The following is a 19495-nucleotide window of genomic DNA, read 5'->3' on the forward strand; positions in this document are numbered from 1 at the left end:
ACAGACAACAAAAACGCCTGAGACAACAACTAAGATTGCAGAAACAACTACAAAGAAGCCTGAGCAGACTACAAATAAACAGGAACAGACAACAAAAACGCCTGAGACAACAACTAAGATTGCAGAAACAACTACAAAGAAGCCTGAGCAGACTACAAATAAACAGGAACAGACAACAAAAACGCCTGAGACAACAACTAAGATTGCAGAAACAACTACAAAGAAGCCTGAGCAGACTACAAATAAACAGGAACAGACAACAAAAACGCCTGAGACAACAACTAAGATTGCAGAAACAACTACAAAGAAGCCTGAGCAGACTACTAATAAACAGGAACAGACAATAAAAGTTACAGAAGCAACAAATAATGACGGAGCAAATCAGTCAACTATACAACCGACAGCTGATAAAAATATTTTAACTGTTGGAAAGGCAAAGATTACTAAAAAGAAATCATTAAAAAAGAAAATTAAGATAACCTTAAAAAGAGTAACAAATGCCAAAGGATATATTGTTCAGTATTCAACAAGTAAGAAGTTTACAAAAAAGACAACAAAGACAATTAATGTAGCAAAGACAACAGTTGTTTTGAAAAAATTAAAGAGTAACAAAAAATATTATATAAGAGTAAGAGGGTATGCTGTTTCAAATGATGAAAAGGTATATGGAAAATGGTCAGGAAAAACATCAGTTAAGACTAAATAATTAAAATCAGAATATTAGAAAAATAACTATGATATAAAAAAAGCATGTTGCGTTAGTGTAAAGAAGCCGCTAATGTAATGTGCTTTTTGTGTGCAATGATTCACAGAGATAAAATAACTCTATAAAAATTATTTCCCATATGAGCTTATTATTGTGAAAAACATTTTTATTAGATAAAATATTTAGTAAGAGATTTGATGAAAAAGGGAATTATTTAAGGAGATAACAGATTTTATGAATCAAAAAAAATTAAGAAAGGTATTCGCAATAGTTCTTGCAATGGTTATGATGATATCGGGAGTTAATTTCAATTACATTGCCAGGGCAGATGAAACTGAGGAGTCAACATCAACCAAGGCTCCAACAAACTTTAAGGTTATTAATTATGGAAAGTATACGGGAATTTATGTGCTGAAATTTGATTCAGTAGAAAATGCAACATCATATAAAGTATACATCGATAACGAAACAACTGCTGTGAAATCAGTAAAGAGCAGTGGTGAATATTTAACAAATAAGCAATTGAGCAAATATTCAAATGGTGAGCATACATTTTACCTTACAGCTGTTTACGCAGATGGTACGGAATCTGACAAATCAGAAGGAGTTATAGTTGATAAAGAAAACTCATCAGGAGATGATGATATTGCCCAGATTTATATTGAAACGGATAAAAATGTAGACGCCTTAAAAATTAATAAAGACATGGGAAAATTGACAGCATCAATTACAGCAATAGATAATCAGGGAAAGTATAAAGATATTGTTGATGCTACAAATAAAACAACAATTAAGGTGCGTGGAAATTCAACTGCGTTAGCAGACAAAAAAGCATATAATATTACATTTAACAAAAAGAAAGATTTGTTCGGCTTAAGCTCTGCATTTGACGGTACCGGAGCAGGAGCAAAGAAATGGAGCCTTCTTGCAAATGCATTTGATAAATCTTTAATAAGAAACAAACTTGCACTGGATTTAAATACAGCATTTGGAATTCCATTTACATCACAGTCAAGATTTGTTGACTTATATTTAAACGGCCGATATATGGGAAATTATCTTTTAGTTGAATCCGTTGAAGCCGGTACGGACAGAGTTAATATTGATTCGGAAAATCCGGAAAGTGATGATATTTTAATTGAGTTAGAGAACAATGAAAAAGATGAAGAAGGTGTAGATTATCTTATTACAACAAGATATGAACAGAGATTTAACATAGGTTCCCCTGAAAGAGGAGATATGTTTGATTCCGATACACCGGAAGACACTGCGGCAATACAAAAAAAGAAAGAAAGCACTTTAAAAATACTCAATGGTTTTGAAGATGCCCTTGCAACAGGTGATTTTTCAAAAGTAGAAAAATATATTGATGTAGAGTCATTTGTTAATTTTTATCTTGTAAGTGAAATATTTAAGAATCAGGACATCTCGTACAGCTCAACAAGATTTTACATTACAAAAAAGACAGGTGATGAAAAGTATAAAATATACGCAGGCCCGGCATGGGATTTTGACCTCTCAAGTGGAAATGTAGCCCCTCATTACTATGGAGATGCAGCTACAGACTATAAATATTGGAAAGCAACTGATATGAAATGGTTTGATAAATTAACATCCATAAAAGAATTTAAATTAAAAGTAGTAAATAGATTTTATGAAAAAATGGATGATATCACTGCATTATATAGTGGGGATAATAGTGAGATAAATACACTTCTTAAAGAATATGGAAATTCTTACAGAAGAAATTACACTGCCGTTGAAAATGGCGGAGCCGGATGGAGTGAAACAGTAAAAGATTCAGCAGACGGATATAGTTATGCAAATATCGGATGGGCATCATTTGATGCAGCTGTTAATTATTTAAGAGATTGGCTTGAAAATCGTGTTGAATGGTTAAAAGTAAAATGGTCTAAAGAGTATTATCTTGGTGAAAAGGATTATGAATATTCAAGCACTCAGGTTAATGGAAATTATAAGTACGACACTGATATTAAAATAGATTCGGTTGCATATAAGAATATCATAACAGGAAATGAAAATGTCGTTGCGTCATCAGGACAGAATTCAGCTAAAAATATTGTTGATGGAAATATGGGGACAAGATGGGGAAGTGAATATAAAGATCCTCAGAACATAGTTGTTGATTTAGGTCAGGTATATTCCGGCTTGAAAAAAGTAGCAATTAATTGGGAAGCAGCTAATGCAAGGGATTACATTATTGAACTTTCTACAGATGGCAACAATTATACTACAGCTGCTGACATAAGAGATGCTGCTTCAGAAAATAATCGCTTGGATGAGATTGTATTTAATAATGGAAAGACAGCAAGATACATACGAATTACGGGAACAGCCAGAAACTTAACATATGGATATTCTATATATGAAGTTGCCGTATATAATATTAAGGCTCCAATATTAACAGATTCCTTAAAGATTGAAGGAAATCAGATGAGTACATGTTTTGGTGGCGTTGATGGTGCAATAGGTATTAGAAGTATTTATTCTGTAGAGAATGCAATTGAGAATATTAAAGTAAGTGAAGTCGGAGTTATTTATGGAGTAGTTACAGAAAAAAATCCTATTTCTGTAAATGATATGATTATAAACAGCGATAATAAATATGTATATAATTGTGCAGCAACTGCAAAGGGCAAATTAGACAAGGTTTATGGAGATTCACAGACAGCATCATATTATGCAAGAACAATGAATATATCTGATTTTTCAGCACAGGGATATAGTATGACATATTATGTAAGACCTTATGCAATTTTAGAAGATGGAACAATAGCTTATGGTGACATAAAATCTTTCTCTATGTATAATATAGCAGATGATTTATATCAGGGTTCTAAGATGAATACAGTTATAGCACACAACTATTTGTTCAACAAAATTTTAAAGATTGTAAATAACAATTATAAGGAAGTTGAATATGGATGGGGAAACGGAATAGTTAAGCCATCGCAGGCAAATTAAAGTTATGATAAAATATAAATGTGATAAATTTAAAATGATTATATTTAGTGCTAAATAAATTTAAGTAGTTAACTTGATATCAATAATTTTATAATTGACAAATTAATAAATGCGATACTATAATATAATGTAAGTGTCAAGAGACATAGAAAGCGAATTTGTTCGCAATATGATAAAGACTTTGATGGAGACAGTAATATAGTAGTAAAAGTAATAGAGAGTCTGGGATGGTGGAAGCCGGATACAAGTAACTGGTATATGAATATCACTCCGGAGTTTCAACCCGAATGAATGACTGAATAACGACTGACTTAATTTGACGGAAGTTATTTAAGTAGGAGTTGACGGATTTCCTCCGTTACAGGGAACACATATGCAAGGAAACTTAAGTATGCTGTAAAGGTGGTTAAACGAATAACAGACATTCGTCCTTTATGGGCGGATGTCTTTTCTTTTTATTACAGCAAATTTTTAAGAAACTTATTTAATACTTAGTAAAGGAGTAAAAAATATGTACAACAAAGTATCACCAAATCTCGACTTTGTAGAAAGAGAAAAGAAAACAGAAAAATTCTGGAAAGACAATGACATTTTTGAAAAAAGTATGGAAAGCAGAAAGCAGGGACCAACATATACTTTTTATGACGGACCTCCAACAGCTAATGGAAAGCCACATATCGGACACGTTTTAACACGTGTTATTAAAGATATGATCCCAAGATACAGAACAATGAAGGGATATATGGTTCCAAGAAAAGCAGGATGGGATACTCATGGACTTCCTGTAGAACTTGAAGTAGAAAAGTTATTAGGATTAAATGGAAAAGAACAGATTGAAGAATATGGTATGGAACCTTTCATCAAGAAATGTAAGGAATCTGTATGGAAATATAAAGGAATGTGGGAAGATTTCTCAGGAACAGTTGGTTTCTGGGCTGATATGGATAACCCATATGTAACTTATGATGACAATTTCATTGAATCTGAATGGTGGGCTCTTAAGAATATTTGGGATAAGAAGTTATTATACAAAGGATTTAAGATTGTACCTTATTGCCCTAGATGTGGAACACCTCTTTCATCGCAGGAAGTTGCACAGGGATATAAGTCAGTAAAAGAGCGTTCAGCAATCGTTAGATTTAAGGTTGTTGGAGAAGATGCTTATTTCCTTGCATGGACAACAACACCTTGGACTCTTCCATCAAACGTAGCTCTTTGTGTTAACCCTAACGACACATATTGTAAAGTAAAGGCTGCTGACGGATATACTTACTATATGGCAGAAGCATTACTAGACACAGTATTAGGTAAGCTTGCTACAGAAGATGAAAAGGCTTATGAAGTATTAGAAACAATGAAGGGTGCAGACCTTGAAAATAAAGAATATGAACCATTATATGATTGTGCAAAAGCTATTGCTAATAAGCAGAGAAAGAAAGGCTTCTTTGTAACATGTGACACATACGTTACTATGAGCGATGGTACAGGTATCGTTCATATCGCACCGGCATTTGGTGAAGACGATGCTAATGTAGGACGTAAATATGACCTTCCATTTGTACAGCTTGTAAATGATAAAGGACAGCTTACAGACGATACACCTTATGCAGGATTATTTGTTAAGGATGCTGACCCTAAGGTATTAGTTGACCTTGATAAGAGAGGACAGTTATTCGACGCACCTAAGTTTGAACATGATTATCCACACTGCTGGAGATGTGATACACCATTAATCTACTATGCAAGAGAATCATGGTTTATCAAGATGACAGAAGTTAAGGATAAGCTTGTTGCAAATAACAATACAGTAAACTGGATTCCAAAATCAATAGGTGAAGGACGTTTTGGAAACTGGCTTGAAAATGTACAGGATTGGGGTATTTCAAGAAACCGTTATTGGGGTACACCGCTTAATATCTGGGAATGCTGCGATTGCGGATGTCAGGAATCAATTGGCAGCCGTGCAGAATTAGCAGAAAGAAGTGGAAATCCTGATGATGCAAAAGTAGAATTACACAGACCATATATTGATGAAGTTACATTCAAATGTAAAAAATGTGGTGGCACAATGAAGAGAGTACCGGAAGTTATTGACTGCTGGTTCGATTCAGGAGCAATGCCATTTGCACAGCATCATTATCCATTTGAAAATAAGGACTTATTTGAACAGCAGTTCCCGGCAGATTTTATTTCAGAAGCTGTAGACCAGACAAGAGGATGGTTCTATTCATTAATGGCTGAATCAACATTATTATTTGACAAAGCACCATATAAGAATGTTATTGTACTTGGTCATGTACAGGATGAAAATGGTCAGAAGATGAGTAAGTCAAAGGGTAATGCGGTTGATCCATTCGAAGCATTAGGACAGTATGGAGCAGATGCAATAAGATGGTATTTCTATACTAACTCAGCACCATGGCTTCCAAACCGTTTCCATGGAAAAGCAGTTCAGGAAGGACAGCGTAAATTCATGGGAACACTTTGGAACACATATGCTTTCTATGTTTTATATGCTGAAATTGACCAGTTTGACCCAACAAAATACACACTTAATTATGATAAGTTAAGTGTTATGGATAAATGGTTATTATCAAAACTTAATACTATGGTTAAATCAGTTGATGATAATCTTGCAAATTACAGAATCCCTGAAGCTGCAAGAGCATTAGATGATTTTGTAGATGATATGAGTAACTGGTATGTAAGACGTTCAAGAGAACGTTTCTGGGCGAAAGATATGCCACAGGATAAGATTAATGCATACATGACATTATATACAGCACTTGTAACTGTATCAAAGGCAGCAGCACCTATGATTCCATTTATGACAGAAGATATTTATCAGAATATCGTTAAGAATGTAGACGCAACAGCACCTGAAAGTATTCATTTATGTGACTTCCCTGAAGTTAATGAAGCTTTCATTGATAAAGAATTAGAAGAAAACATGGAAAATGTTCTTGAAGTTGTAGTAATGGGTAGAGCATGTAGAAATGCATCAGGAATTAAGAACAGACAGCCTATCGGAAAGATGATGGTTAAGGCAGAATTTAATTTATCTGAATTCTACAAAGAAATCATTGAAGATGAATTAAATGTTAAGACTGTTGAATTTACAGATGATGTAAGTGAATTTACTTCATATTCATTTAAACCACAGCTTAAGACAGTTGGACCTAAATATGGAAAAGTATTAGGAAAGATTAAGGCTGCACTTGCTGAATTAGATGGAAATAAGGCAATGGCACAGTTAAATGCTGAGGGAGCATTAAAATTTGAATTTGACGGAACAGAAGTTGTTCTTGAAAAAGATGATTTATTAATTGATACAGCACAGGTTGAAGGTTATGTATCAGAAAGTGACAACAATATTACTGTAGTTTTAGACACAAATTTATCACCTGAATTAATTGAAGAAGGTTTCGTAAGAGAAGTAATCAGTAAGATTCAGACAATGAGAAAAGAAGCCGGATTTGAGGTTATGGATAAAATCGTAGTTAATGTTTCTAAAAACGATTCAATTATTAAAGTAGTTACTGACAATTTAGACGAAATTAAGGCTGAAGTGTTGGCAAATGAAATCGTTTTTGATAAAATCGAAGGGTACTCAAAAGAGTGGAATATTAACGGTGAGAAAGTTACTCTTGGTGTAGAAAAAGTGCAGTAATACTTAATTCTAATAAAATATACTAACAGATAGCTTTGAAAGTGACGGATAATATTCTTATTCGTCACTTTATACTTAAGATAAGAAAAGTACCGTAAATAATTATGGAGGAAAACTAAATGGCAAAAACAGTGAAAACAGAGGCTGAAATCTTTAAAGAAGAATTTAAGAAAAAAGTCCGTGATGAAGCTAAGATGCTTTACAGAAAAACTCTCGAAGAAGTGTCAGACAGACATAAGTTTGTAGCAGTTGCATATGCAGTAAAAGATATTGTTATAGACCAGTGGATTGCTACACAAAAGGCATATGAAAAAACAGATGCTAAGACAGTATATTATTTATCTATGGAATTCCTTATGGGAAGAGCATTGGGAAATATGATTATCAATTTATCAAGCAGAAATGAAATTAAAGAGGCTATCGAAGAGCTTGGTTTAGATTTGAATGTAATTGAGGATCAGGAACCGGATGCAGCACTTGGAAATGGTGGTCTTGGTCGTCTTGCAGCATGTTTCCTTGACAGTTTATCTACATTAGGATATCCGGCATATGGCTGTGGTATCAGATACAAATATGGTATGTTCCAGCAGAAGATTGAAGATGGATATCAGAAGGAAATTCCGGAAGATTGGTTAAGACATGTTAATCCATTAGAAATTAAGAGAGAAGAATATGCCTGTGAAGTAAAATTTGGTGGATTCGTAAGAGTTGAACACAGGGACGGAAGAAATTATTTTATTCAGGATGGTTATCAGGCAGTTCGTGCAATTCCATATGATATGCCGATTGTAGGTTATGGAAATAACGTAGTTAACACACTTAGAATTTGGGATGCTGAACCAATTGTACATTTCAATTTGGATGAATTTGACAAGGGTGCATATATGGCAGCCGTTGAACAGGAGAATCTCGCTAAGACAATCACAGAGGTTCTTTATCCAAATGATAATCATTACGCAGGTAAGGAATTAAGATTAAAACAGCAATATTTCTTTATTTCTGCAAGTTTACAGATTGCAATTAAGAAATATTTAACAAAGCATGATGATTTAAGTAAGCTCCCAGAAAAGGTAGTATTCCAGATGAACGATACTCATCCTACACTTACAGTTGCAGAACTTATGAGATTATTAATGGATGAATATTTATTAGAATGGGATGAAGCATGGGCAATTACATCTAAGTGCTGCGCTTACACTAACCATACAATTATGAGTGAAGCACTTGAAAAATGGCCAATTGAATTATTCTCAAGATTACTTCCAAGATGTTATCAGATTATTGAAGAAATCAACAGAAGATTCATTATAGACATTGAAAATAAATACCCTGGAGATCATAGAAAGATTGAAAAGATGGCTATTATTTATGATGGTCAGGTTAAGATGGCTAACTTAGCTATTTGTGCAGGATTTTCAGTTAACGGTGTTGCAAAACTTCATACAGAAATTCTTGAAAAACAGGAACTTAGAGATTTCTATGAAATGTTCCCAGAGAAGTTTAACAACAAGACAAATGGCATCACACAGAGAAGATTCTTGCTTCACGGAAATCCATTGTTAGCAGAATGGGTAACAGGAAAAGTAGGAGATGACTGGATTACTGATTTACCTAAGATTCAGGGAATTGAAGTTTATGCAGATGATAAGAAAGCTCAGGCTGAATTTGCAAATATTAAATATCAGAACAAGGTTCGTCTTGCTAAATACATTAAAGAACATAATGGTATTGATGTAGACCCACGTTCAATATTTGACGTTCAGGTTAAGAGACTTCATGAATATAAACGTCAGTTACTTAATATTTTACATGTTATGTACTTATATAACCAGATTAAAGAACATCCGGATATGGATTTCTATCCAAGAACATTTATATTTGGTGCAAAGGCAGCTGCAGGTTATAAGATTGCTAAACTTACAATTAAGTTAATCAATAGCGTTGCTGATGTAATTAACAACGATGCATCAATTAATGGTAAGATTAAGGTTGTATTTATTGAAAATTATCGTGTATCAAATGCAGAAATTATTTTTGCGGCAGCAGATGTTTCAGAACAGATTTCTACAGCATCTAAGGAAGCATCAGGAACAGGTAACATGAAATTTATGTTAAATGGTGCTTTAACTCTTGGAACAATGGATGGTGCTAATGTTGAAATCGTTGAAGAGGTTGGAATTGATAATGCATTTATATTTGGTTTATCAAGTGATGAAGTAATCAATTATGAAAATAATGGTGGTTATGATCCAATGCAGATATTCAATGAAGATATGGATATCAGAAAAGTATTAATGCAGTTAATCAATGGATTCTATTCACCTGATGATCCTGAAAGATTTAGAGATATTTACAATTCATTGTTGAATACACAGTCAACAGATAAAGCAGACAGATATTTCATCTTAAAGGATTTCAGATCTTATGCTGAAGCTCAGAAGAGAGTAGAAGAAGCTTATAAAGATCAGGAAGGCTGGGTTAAGAAGGCAATGCTTAACGTTGCTCATGTTGGTAAATTTACATCTGACAGAACAATTCAGGAATATGTAGATGATATCTGGCATCTTGAAAAAGTGAAAGTAGATATGTAGGATATGATGTAAATATAGATTTACATTTACATATATCTTATGTATATAAAATATGAAAGTGTAAAGTTTTATGATTTTATGCCTATATGAAAAAATAGAAGACAATTACAATTGTCTAAAGGGTAAATTATAATATATATAAAGATGTTGTTACATTTTGAGTATCAGAATGTAATGGCATCTTTTTTTTTGAAATATAAAAGTTAAACAGGCATACAATATAATAATAACTTTGGTTGAAAGTATATATGAAAGTTAATAAAAAATTTGTTGGAGCTATATTTGTATTAATAACTTTGATAGGATTATTGATTTATATAAAGGGGACAGGAGCAAAACAGGATGATGGCAAAAAATTTAATAAATATATTGTTATAGATGGAAATGGTTATAAAACAAAAATGGATGTGGAACAATTTATTCCATGTGTCTTATTTGCACAAATGAGTTTGGAAAATAATATAGAAACAATTAAAGCGCAGGCAGTTGTAGACAGAACGTATATAGCTTATATGATGAAAAATAAGAAGGAAATTGAAGCGGATGAATTAGGACTTCCTTATATGTCATATGAAAAAATGATTAAAGTGTGCAAAGATGAAAAAAAATTAAAAGGTAAAAAAAGTGCATTAGATGTAGTGAAAAATATTGTGGGAAGTAGTAATAATGAGCAATTTAAAAGTAAAATGCAGATAATTGATAAAGTAATGAATGAAACGGCACTGATGGTAATGAAAAATAAGGGAGAAATAATTCTTCCGTTATATCATGAAATAAGTGGAGGAATGACAAGAAACGGATTAGAAGTATTAGGAGAAAAATATGGCTATTTGTTAGCAGGTGTATGTCAGGATGACTATAACAATAGTGATTACAAAAAGGAATGTTATTTTACAATGGCTGAATTAGCGGATAAAATGAAAAAAGCTAAAATTATAATTTACGATAATGAAAAGAATGAAATCGATTTAAAAAACATAACGGTAAATGAAATGATAGAAAATACGAATATAGCAAAGGATAGTAGTGAATATGCTGTGTCTGTAAAAATATTTGAAACCGGTATATCGGGTGAAGATTTTGCGAATGCTTTAAATGTAGATAGTTCAAATATCACGTTAGAGTACATAGATGACAAAATAAAAATAACTACTAAAGGAAAAGGGCATGGATTTGGATTAAGCATGAATCAGGCTGAAAAATATGGAGAGCAGGGAATGGGATACGAAGAAATATTAAAAAAATTTTATGATGTGACGATAGCTGAATAGAAAATAATATTTTGGTCCATACTTTAACTATAACAAAGTTAAAGAAAGGAGAGCATGGATTATTTTATAAAATATGACATGCGATAGTTTTATGGACAAAAAATTTATGGCCTCATTAGTGGTGTGCTTTGTTGCACTTACCATGGTTGCGGCGGGTACTTATTATATTGGTCAGAAAAAAGACGAAAAGACAATTAATGTAAAAAAAATTGCAAAGGTTGAGACAACAGTAGATTCTGAAAACATTGAAGCTGCTCAGAATGCTTTAGGCAAAGAAGTTACAACAGAAGGTGACAGAATAAGTATGGCAGAGGAAGAAGCTTCAAGTTATGAAGGAGAAACTAAAATTGTAAATGAAGAACCTACAACTGCTAAGGTTGTAGAGGAAAATACAGCATCAAATATGGATGAAAAAGATAATATGTATGGACTTTCTTCAGAGGCAGCAGCAGTTGTAAGCAATTTAAAATTCAATAAAAACAGTAAATTGCTCTGGCCTGTAGAAGGAAATATTTTACTGGAATATAATATGGAAAATACAGTTTACTTTTCAACTCTTGATGAGTACAAATGCAGTCCTGCGATAGCCATCCAAAGTAAAGAAGGTGCCGAAGTAAAAGCAGCGGCAAAGGGTGTGGTAACTGAATTAGGACAAAATGATGAATATGGAGTTTATATGAAAGTTGCTATGGGAAATGACTATTTTGCAACTTATGGACAGATAATAAACCCACAGTATGAGGTTGGACAGACTGTAGAAGCAGGTAGTGTAATAGGCTATGTAAATAAACCAACATCAAGTTATGAAAAAGAAGGAGATAATTTATATTTCCAGGTAACAAAGAAAAATAAACCAAAAGACCCTCTCAAATATATGGATTATCAGGATTAATTTAATTTGAAGCATCGGGTATGTTGTAATATGTGGGCATGGAAATATTAAGTGTAAAATCAAAAAAATAATTCTTGTTAAATCACAAACAGAAGAGATTTGCATACATTGTAATAAGTGTTAAATGTGTTGGCATTGGTAATCTATTTACAACAAGCAATAAGGCTTTTTTACGACGAGCAATCGTTCAATAACTTTAGCAGCCTGTTGCTTTAAATAGATTAGAACTGTAAGGTTCTTTATTCTAAGCAATATCTATTTAGAAAAAAATCTAAATAGATATTGCTTTTTTATATGCTTAGTGATACACTCTATTTAGATAAAGTTCTAATTAGAATTTTATCTAAATAGAATGAGAAAGGGGCAGAATAAATGGGATTTCATGAAACATTTAAGGCTTTGTCAGACCCGGTTAGAAGAGACATCCTTGTTCTGTTAAGAGATAAAACTATGTCGGCAGGAGAGATAGGAGAATATTTTGATTTGACCGGAGCAACAATGTCTTATCATTTGAATCAGTTGAAAAAAGCGGGATTAGTATTTGAGATGAAAGAAAAGAACTTTGTATATTATCAGCTTAACACTTCAGTTATGGAAGAGATGATATTGTGGCTTTCACAATTTGGAGGAGCGGAATCTAAAAGTGAGGAAGCTAAAAAGGATAAAAAACAAAAAGAATAAAGTTTATTTTATATAAATGTTTCCGTTAATTAGCTACCGACTAAAGGGCGGGCAATATATATTATTCAGGAGGAAACAAAATGAACGAAGTTCATTTTTTTTAAATGTTTCCGTCAATTAGCTACCGACTAAAGGGCGGGCAATATATATTATTCAGGAGGAAATTAAAGATGACAAAGAACAAAAAACAATTAATAATTACATCTATAGTATGTGTTTTACCAATGATTGTTGGAGCAATTTTATATAGTAGATTACCGGAGCAGCTTCCAACACATTTTGATATGAAAGGAAATGTAGATGATTATAGTTCTAAAGCTTTTGTTTGTTTTGGATTACCTATAATTATGCTGCTAATTAATTTATTTGTACATATAGGAATAAATAATGACCCCAAAAGTGAAGGAACAAATAAAATTGCTGTAGGTATTGGAAAATGGACAGCACCTGTTACATCTATTATTATATCAATAGTAAGTTTTGCTCCATCATTAGGGGTAGTACCTCCAGAGACAAAAACCTGGATATTTTTAGTAGGAATTTTAATTATAGTATTAGGAAATTATCTTCCTAAATGCAGACAGAATTATACTGTTGGAATAAAATTGCCATGGACTTTGAATGATGTAGATAACTGGAATAAAACTCATAGAATGGCAGGTGTGTTGTGGATAATATGTGGAATACTTTTTTCAGTAAGCGCTTTTTTAGGAAAAGTTGGAGAAGGGTTAATGATTGCACTTATAATCATAATGGTATGTGTACCGACAGCGTATTCATATGCTTTGTATAAAAAGAAAAATGCTTAGTGCTATGATATTACATATCGTTAAATTAATACAATGATTTATTTTATATTATGGCGGGAATGGAATTATACATCGAAAAACGCTTCTGTGCGAGTAAATTGTGATTTTAGCTATTTGAATATAACATAATAAAAAGTGTGTAGGTTTTAAGTTCAAATCTTAAATTTAGATTAATAAATCTAATGATTAAAATTGGTAAATTATAATCTACACACTTTTTTATTTGCCACTATAAGATGTGGTATTACATACATAAAATATTTATATATTAATTATTTGCTGATAGTGTTATTCCATTTATAAGGAATTTCTTTATAATCAGGGTCTACAACAGTCAATATATTGTAGAATAAATATTGATGTCCGTCATAAGTAGGCATTAAGTTATTCTGGTATAATGTATCAGCAATGCTATATAATGAGAAGTCATACACTTCGCTGTAAGCAATAGCTCCGTTTTCAAGAACTGAGTATGCACGTACATAATATTTTGCATTATATCTTGCAGCACCATAGCCGTTATGTGTCATTGTGCGGGCATAGTAAATTGCAGTTGCTGAATCACCATTATAATTTGAAATTACACCCTTAGCAGTAGCTTCGTATGAAGCAATATATTTGTTATCTGAATTAAATACAACATCATTTTTGGTTATCGGAGCATTAGCAAAACCATAAATTAATCCGGATGAAACAACTTTTTGACCTTTTATAGTAGATTCAGATGAATAAAGTATTCTTGAACCTCTAAGTACAGCACTAATCTGATAGCCTATGACTTTTACATCATTACTAATGAATTCACCTTTTGGTTCTATAGTAGTAGTTTCTTCAGGCTTAGTAGTTGGTTCTACAGTAGTAGTTTCTTCTGGTGTTTTACTCTCATCTTCATCTGAAATAAGGTCATTATTTGCGGCAGCATTTAATACATAAAATTCATGAATTGACCAGTAGTTAGATTTTGAACCGGTCTGAACAACTCTGACATATCTTGAATTTTGAACATTTACTTTAATAATTCCGTTAGTAGTTGTACCACTTGCGATTGCATTTCCCCAGTCTGTTCCATTAGAAGATACATATATTTCATAAGCTGCAGGAGCATCGCTTGAAGTACTTAAACCAACATCACAAATAATGGTGTTGTATGTTAATGTTTTTCCAAAGTCAACCATAAACCATTGACCGGGGGTCTGGGAACCATTTGTATCCCATCTTGTTGATGCATTTCCATCTAAAGCATTTTTAGCATTATTGTTGTTGTTAGAGGCTGTAGCTTTCCATGAATCACGTCCTGAAACCTGAGCAAGAGCACCTGATGAAGATACTGTTGAACCAAGTCCCATATTGCTATCAAATGATTTAAATGAGTCGGCATTATTATTTCTATTATTAAGAATAGAACCTGATATGGAAATATTCTTTTCACTTCCTGAATCAACAAATGCACTACCATTTTGGTTAGAAGCACTGGCAAGAATATTTAAAGATGCATTTGATACACTTGCTAATGTCTGCTGTCCCGGATTATTAAAATGAGCGCCGTATAATGTCAAATTACCTGAATTTAAAATTATTCCGCGTTGTGGTTGTCCCCAGAAATCGCAGTTATTAAATGTCGATTTAAAATTGCTGTTTTCTTCTGAATAGAAATAAGCTGTCTTTGGATTGTTATCTCCAATGGAAACAATCTGCGAGTTATCAAAGTTAAAGCTCTTAGTAACACCGGATGCCCAGTAAACAGCTCTTGTTGAACCATCAACACCTAATCCCATACTTCTACCGGAAGGACCACCGTTACCATCATTTTGTAATAAAGTTCCACGGTATGAACCATAGTGGAAATCATTGTATAATGTTTCGTTATCGCAATCTCCTAAAATAAGAAAATCTAAATGCTCAAGTCCATATGAATACAAAGGCGCGTTAGAAACGCCATTTGGCATATTGCTAAAGCTTCCAAATTTACTTTCATTTCCGCAGGCATAAACAATTACGTTAAACATAAGGTTATAAAGTTTTCCGTCAACTGAATTTCCACCTACTCTCACACCTGTATCAAAGGCGTGACCACCTAAAAAATCAACATAGTGGTTGTCGCATTTATATGTAAATAAGTCTAATGCTTTATAAGCAGCTCGAACGCCTGAATCAATTACATAAACATTAGCTCCCTGTCCCTGAATTGTGTAAGGGTACTTTGCCGGAAGCCAGTCTGCACTTCCGGAAAATACCTGTTCAGGGTAGTCGACTACAATGCCACGAATTCCACTGTCAGCTTTTAACTGAATAAAAGAATCTCCGTTTGGATTGTTTCTATTTTCATAAGCTTCAAGTATAGTACCTGAGCCATGAGGAACGCTCCATAAATCAACGGCACCGCGAAGCTCAACATTTGATGGAATTGCCAAATGTCCACGAACTTTGTATTTGCCACTAGGTAAAAATACGATTCCACCACCATCATTAGAAGCCTGATTTAATGCTTTCTGAATAGCAGAAGTATTATCATTTGAATCTGTAGTGGCATTATATGGCGAAACAGTGGCGTTATATAAAACTGTTCTTGCAGGTGTATGTGGGTCATATTCTACTTTAGTGAAATCTGAAACTTCACCGGTTACTACCGTACTATCGCTTAAAGTAGATTCATAAACAGATTTATTTGTGATTTTTCGACCTTTAGTAAATGCACATTCTGTTATGTTTCCACGACCTGAAGTACCATAATAAATCTGCGGAGTACTGTTGCTAAATGTTGTATTATTTGCAACAAATGTTCCACTGTTAATTGCAACACGACCTCTTGATACTTTTGATGAATTAAATGTAAGTTTTGTGCTTGAAGTATTAGGAATTCGTATAGCGTATTTAGATACGTCAATTTTTGTTTTTGTAAACTGTGCTGCATCTGATGTGTTTTCGCCAAGCACGATTCCGTTTTCACAATTATGAATATTTATCTCGTCAAATAAAATACCTACAGAGTTAGTCGCATTAATCTGAATACCTGTTTTACATTCGGATAAATCAAAGTTATAGTGATGGCCGTTTGGTGTAGTTTTGTCATCAGTTGATAAAGTTTTTTCTGTATCGTATCCGATATTATAACCATTAATATTAATGTTACATGTGTATGACCAATCGTTACGTCTCATTACGATACCGATTGAATTGTTGTACATGTAATCGTTGAAAGAAGTTGTGGTTGGGGCATTTGCAACACCTGAATTCTTCCAGTAGTCAGGTGATAAGTTTACATTTTCAATTCTTCCAACATCAGCTATTTTATCAATTTCTATACCTTTACATAATGTTGTTCCATAAAGTCCGTTAACTACAGGTGAAGCACCACCGTTGTCGTAGTTAAATAAAATGCCAATATATGAATTTAATAAAGTGACATTTTTAGTGTTACAATATTCGTTTCCAAAATAATTGTTGAATCCATAACGAATAGTTGGTGAATATGGAGTAATGTTATTCGGGTCCTGTTCAGGATACCATATTGTTAAATCCATAATTCCTGTTTCAGGAGCCATTTCAACAAATGGTGTTGTGCGTTCATTTCCATTTCGTCCTGTATAGGCCATAAGTAATGTCCCAATTGGAGCACTGTTATTTCGACTAGGCTTTTGCCAGTCACCACGAAGTGTAACTCCTTTAGGAATGGAAAGAGCGCCTTTTATTGCATAACGCCCGCTTGGAACATATACAATACCGCCTCCTAAATCTCCAACTTTGTTTAGAAGTTTTTGAAAAACATTTGTGTTATCTGTCTGTCCGTCGGCAACGGCACCGTAATCGGTTACATCATATGTTGCCACGAATACCTCTGACGAATCTAGAGTGTGAACAAGTTTATAAGATGGTTCACCTACATTGCCAAAGTCTGTAGTGGCACAGAAAGCCACTGTAGAGCCAAACAACATTAAGACAACAGTCCATAATGTTGCACGCAAAAATTTGTACATATGTACTACCTCCAATACTTTTATTATGGTTCTATTGAACCTATTTCTTACCCCAATAAAATTATAAATGCTTTTAGATAATGATACAAGAAAAATAAATTAAATTTAGTCAAGTTATCAGGAAAATAAAAGTTGCAATATAAATAAGAAATGTCACATATACTAAATGTTGCAAAGACGATATTGTTATGTTAAAATTAATCGGAACTAAAAATGTATTAATTAATGGAGGGTATATGAACAAGAAAAAAATTTTAGTTGTTTTAACTGCAATGATTATTAGCTTATGTGCAGTATTTGTAACTGTTGACGCAGCCACTAAGGTAAAGCTTACTAAGAAAAGTGTAGCTATGTATGAAGGTGACAGCATATTTTTAAAGGTTAAGGGAACAAAGTCTAAGATTAAGTGGAGCAGTAAGAATAAAAAGGTAGCCGTAGTTACTAAAAAAGGAAAGGTTAAGGCAGTAAAGAAAGGTAGAACTGTAATTTATGCTAAATTTGGGAAGAAAGTATTAAAATGCAAGATTATAGTTAATGAAAAGGTGACAAATAAAGATGTTATTAAGAATGATAATAAAGATACAATTGTAAATGAGACTACTACTAAAGAATCTATTACTAAAGAAACTACTACTAAAGAACCGGTAAAAGAAGAAATTACAACGAAAAAGCCAATTGATAACGGCACAGATAATGAAGAAGAAACGAACAATAATATTACTATAGGTAAATGGGTAGTGATGGATTTAGATGGAAGATATGCAATAGAGGGTTATCATGGAAGTGATAAAGAAATAACTGTTCCTAATGAACTTAATGGTGTGAAAGTGTGGTTGATTGATTCTGACGCATTTATGGACAATATGGATGTAGAGAAAGTCGTAGTTTCATATGGAATTCAGATTGTCAGAAGTTCAGCTTTTGAAGGATGTGATTATTTAAAGACAGTTGTTTTACCGGAAAGTGTTACAGGAATAGGTGATAGAGCATTTAAAAATTGTTATGAGTTAGAGAGTGTTAATGTGCCATCGGGTGTAGAGACTATAGGTGAAGAGACATTTATGGGTTGCAGTTCTTTAACTAGTATACAGTTACCTGATGATTTAGAAGAAATTGATAGTAGCGCATTTAATGGAAGTGGAATTACAAATATTGTTATTCCTGATAAAGTTACAGCTATTCTTTCTAAAACGTTTATGAATTGTAAAAATTTAGAAAGCGTTACTTTAGGAAAGAAAACAAGAGCAATTGGATTTCTTTCATTTGAAAATTGCTCAAGTTTGAAAAATATTGTTTTACCGGAAACTTTAGAAAAAATAGGAATGAGAGCTTTTGCCGGATGTACTTTCTTAGAAAGTGTAACTGTTTATGCGGGAGAAGTAGATATACTGAAAGATGCATGGATTAAAAATCCTAATTATTCTAGGGATGAAGAGCCAATACCTCTTGAATGTACAATTATTGGAGTTAAAGGTTCTCTTGTAGAGGCCTATGCCATAGAATATGGATTAAAGTTCGAGGAGATAGAGGAGTAGGAGTTTTTATTAAGTTGAAGTAATAGATACATCATTATTTATGCACATTTTATTCTAAATAAAATTATTGAGGGCGAAATATCTATCGGTAGTAATTTTTCATATTTTTATATTAGTGAATTTTGTAAATAAATAATGAGATTAAGCTGATGCACAAACAATTTGTTGCAACAATTTAGCGGATTTGATATGATATCTTTGGGTACTACCTAGAAACGGTAGGCGGTTAGTCCTTCAGAAGAGGGACTAAATCCTCTGATTACATGGAAATCTTCATAGGAAGAAATCTGGATTTACTTAATGAGTGATTTTGAGATTTTATACATAGTGTTGATGATTATTTCGATTATAGTTACCATACTTATAGAATATATAAATAAC

General features: G+C 32.9%; 10 protein-coding genes. 9 read left to right on the forward strand and 1 reads right to left on the reverse strand.

What is annotated here, in order from left to right; genetic code table 11:
* The 8 genes from DWX29_RS08370 to DWX29_RS08405 all read left to right on the forward strand — a co-directional run.
* Positions 1-706: fibronectin type III domain-containing protein (locus DWX29_RS08370; protein ID WP_199663687.1), on the forward strand; the 706-nt coding region annotated here is incomplete at its 5' end.
* 234 nt (positions 707-940) lie between these two features.
* Positions 941-3691 carry a CotH kinase family protein gene (locus tag DWX29_RS08375; protein ID WP_118565611.1) on the forward strand — a complete coding sequence of 917 codons (2751 nt, stop codon included), beginning with the start codon at positions 941-943 and terminating at the stop codon, positions 3689-3691.
* A 511-nt stretch (positions 3692-4202) separates the two neighbouring features.
* Positions 4203-7361 (forward strand): isoleucine--tRNA ligase, encoded by a 3159-nt coding sequence (gene ileS / locus DWX29_RS08380; protein ID WP_118565612.1) that lies wholly within the window; start codon positions 4203-4205, stop codon positions 7359-7361.
* 119 nt (positions 7362-7480) lie between these two features.
* The gene (locus DWX29_RS08385; RefSeq protein WP_118565613.1) at positions 7481-9952 is read left to right on the forward strand and encodes a glycogen/starch/alpha-glucan phosphorylase; all 2472 of its coding nucleotides are present in this window, start codon (positions 7481-7483) and stop codon (positions 9950-9952) included.
* A gap of 248 nt (positions 9953-10200) precedes the next feature.
* Positions 10201-11223 (forward strand): SpoIID/LytB domain-containing protein, encoded by a 1023-nt coding sequence (locus tag DWX29_RS08390; RefSeq protein WP_118565614.1) that lies wholly within the window; start codon positions 10201-10203, stop codon positions 11221-11223.
* A gap of 91 nt (positions 11224-11314) precedes the next feature.
* A complete protein-coding gene (locus tag DWX29_RS08395; protein WP_158562667.1) occupies positions 11315-12115 on the forward strand; it encodes a peptidoglycan DD-metalloendopeptidase family protein in 801 nt (266 codons plus the stop codon).
* 372 nt (positions 12116-12487) lie between these two features.
* Positions 12488-12796 (forward strand): autorepressor SdpR family transcription factor, encoded by a 309-nt coding sequence (locus tag DWX29_RS08400; RefSeq protein ID WP_118565615.1) that lies wholly within the window; start codon positions 12488-12490, stop codon positions 12794-12796.
* A 170-nt stretch (positions 12797-12966) separates the two neighbouring features.
* Entirely contained in the window at positions 12967-13605 is a 639-nt protein-coding gene (locus DWX29_RS08405; protein WP_158574522.1) for an SdpI family protein, read from the forward strand.
* 272 nt (positions 13606-13877) lie between these two features.
* Here the strand turns inward: DWX29_RS08405 and DWX29_RS08410 are convergent, their stop codons facing one another.
* Complete coding sequence (locus DWX29_RS08410; protein WP_118565617.1) at positions 13878-17579, reverse strand: glycosyl hydrolase family 28-related protein; 3702 nt, start codon at positions 17577-17579, stop codon at positions 13878-13880.
* A gap of 236 nt (positions 17580-17815) precedes the next feature.
* Here DWX29_RS08410 and DWX29_RS08415 point away from each other — a divergent pair, with 236 nt between their 5' ends.
* Complete coding sequence (locus DWX29_RS08415) at positions 17816-19114, forward strand: leucine-rich repeat domain-containing protein (RefSeq protein ID WP_022088975.1); 1299 nt, start codon at positions 17816-17818, stop codon at positions 19112-19114.
* Positions 19115-19495: the final 381 nt, after the last annotated feature.

This window comes from Eubacterium sp. AF19-12LB (assembly GCF_003479125.1).
GTDB classification, from domain to species: Bacteria; Bacillota; Clostridia; order Lachnospirales; family Lachnospiraceae; genus Eubacterium_U; species Eubacterium_U album.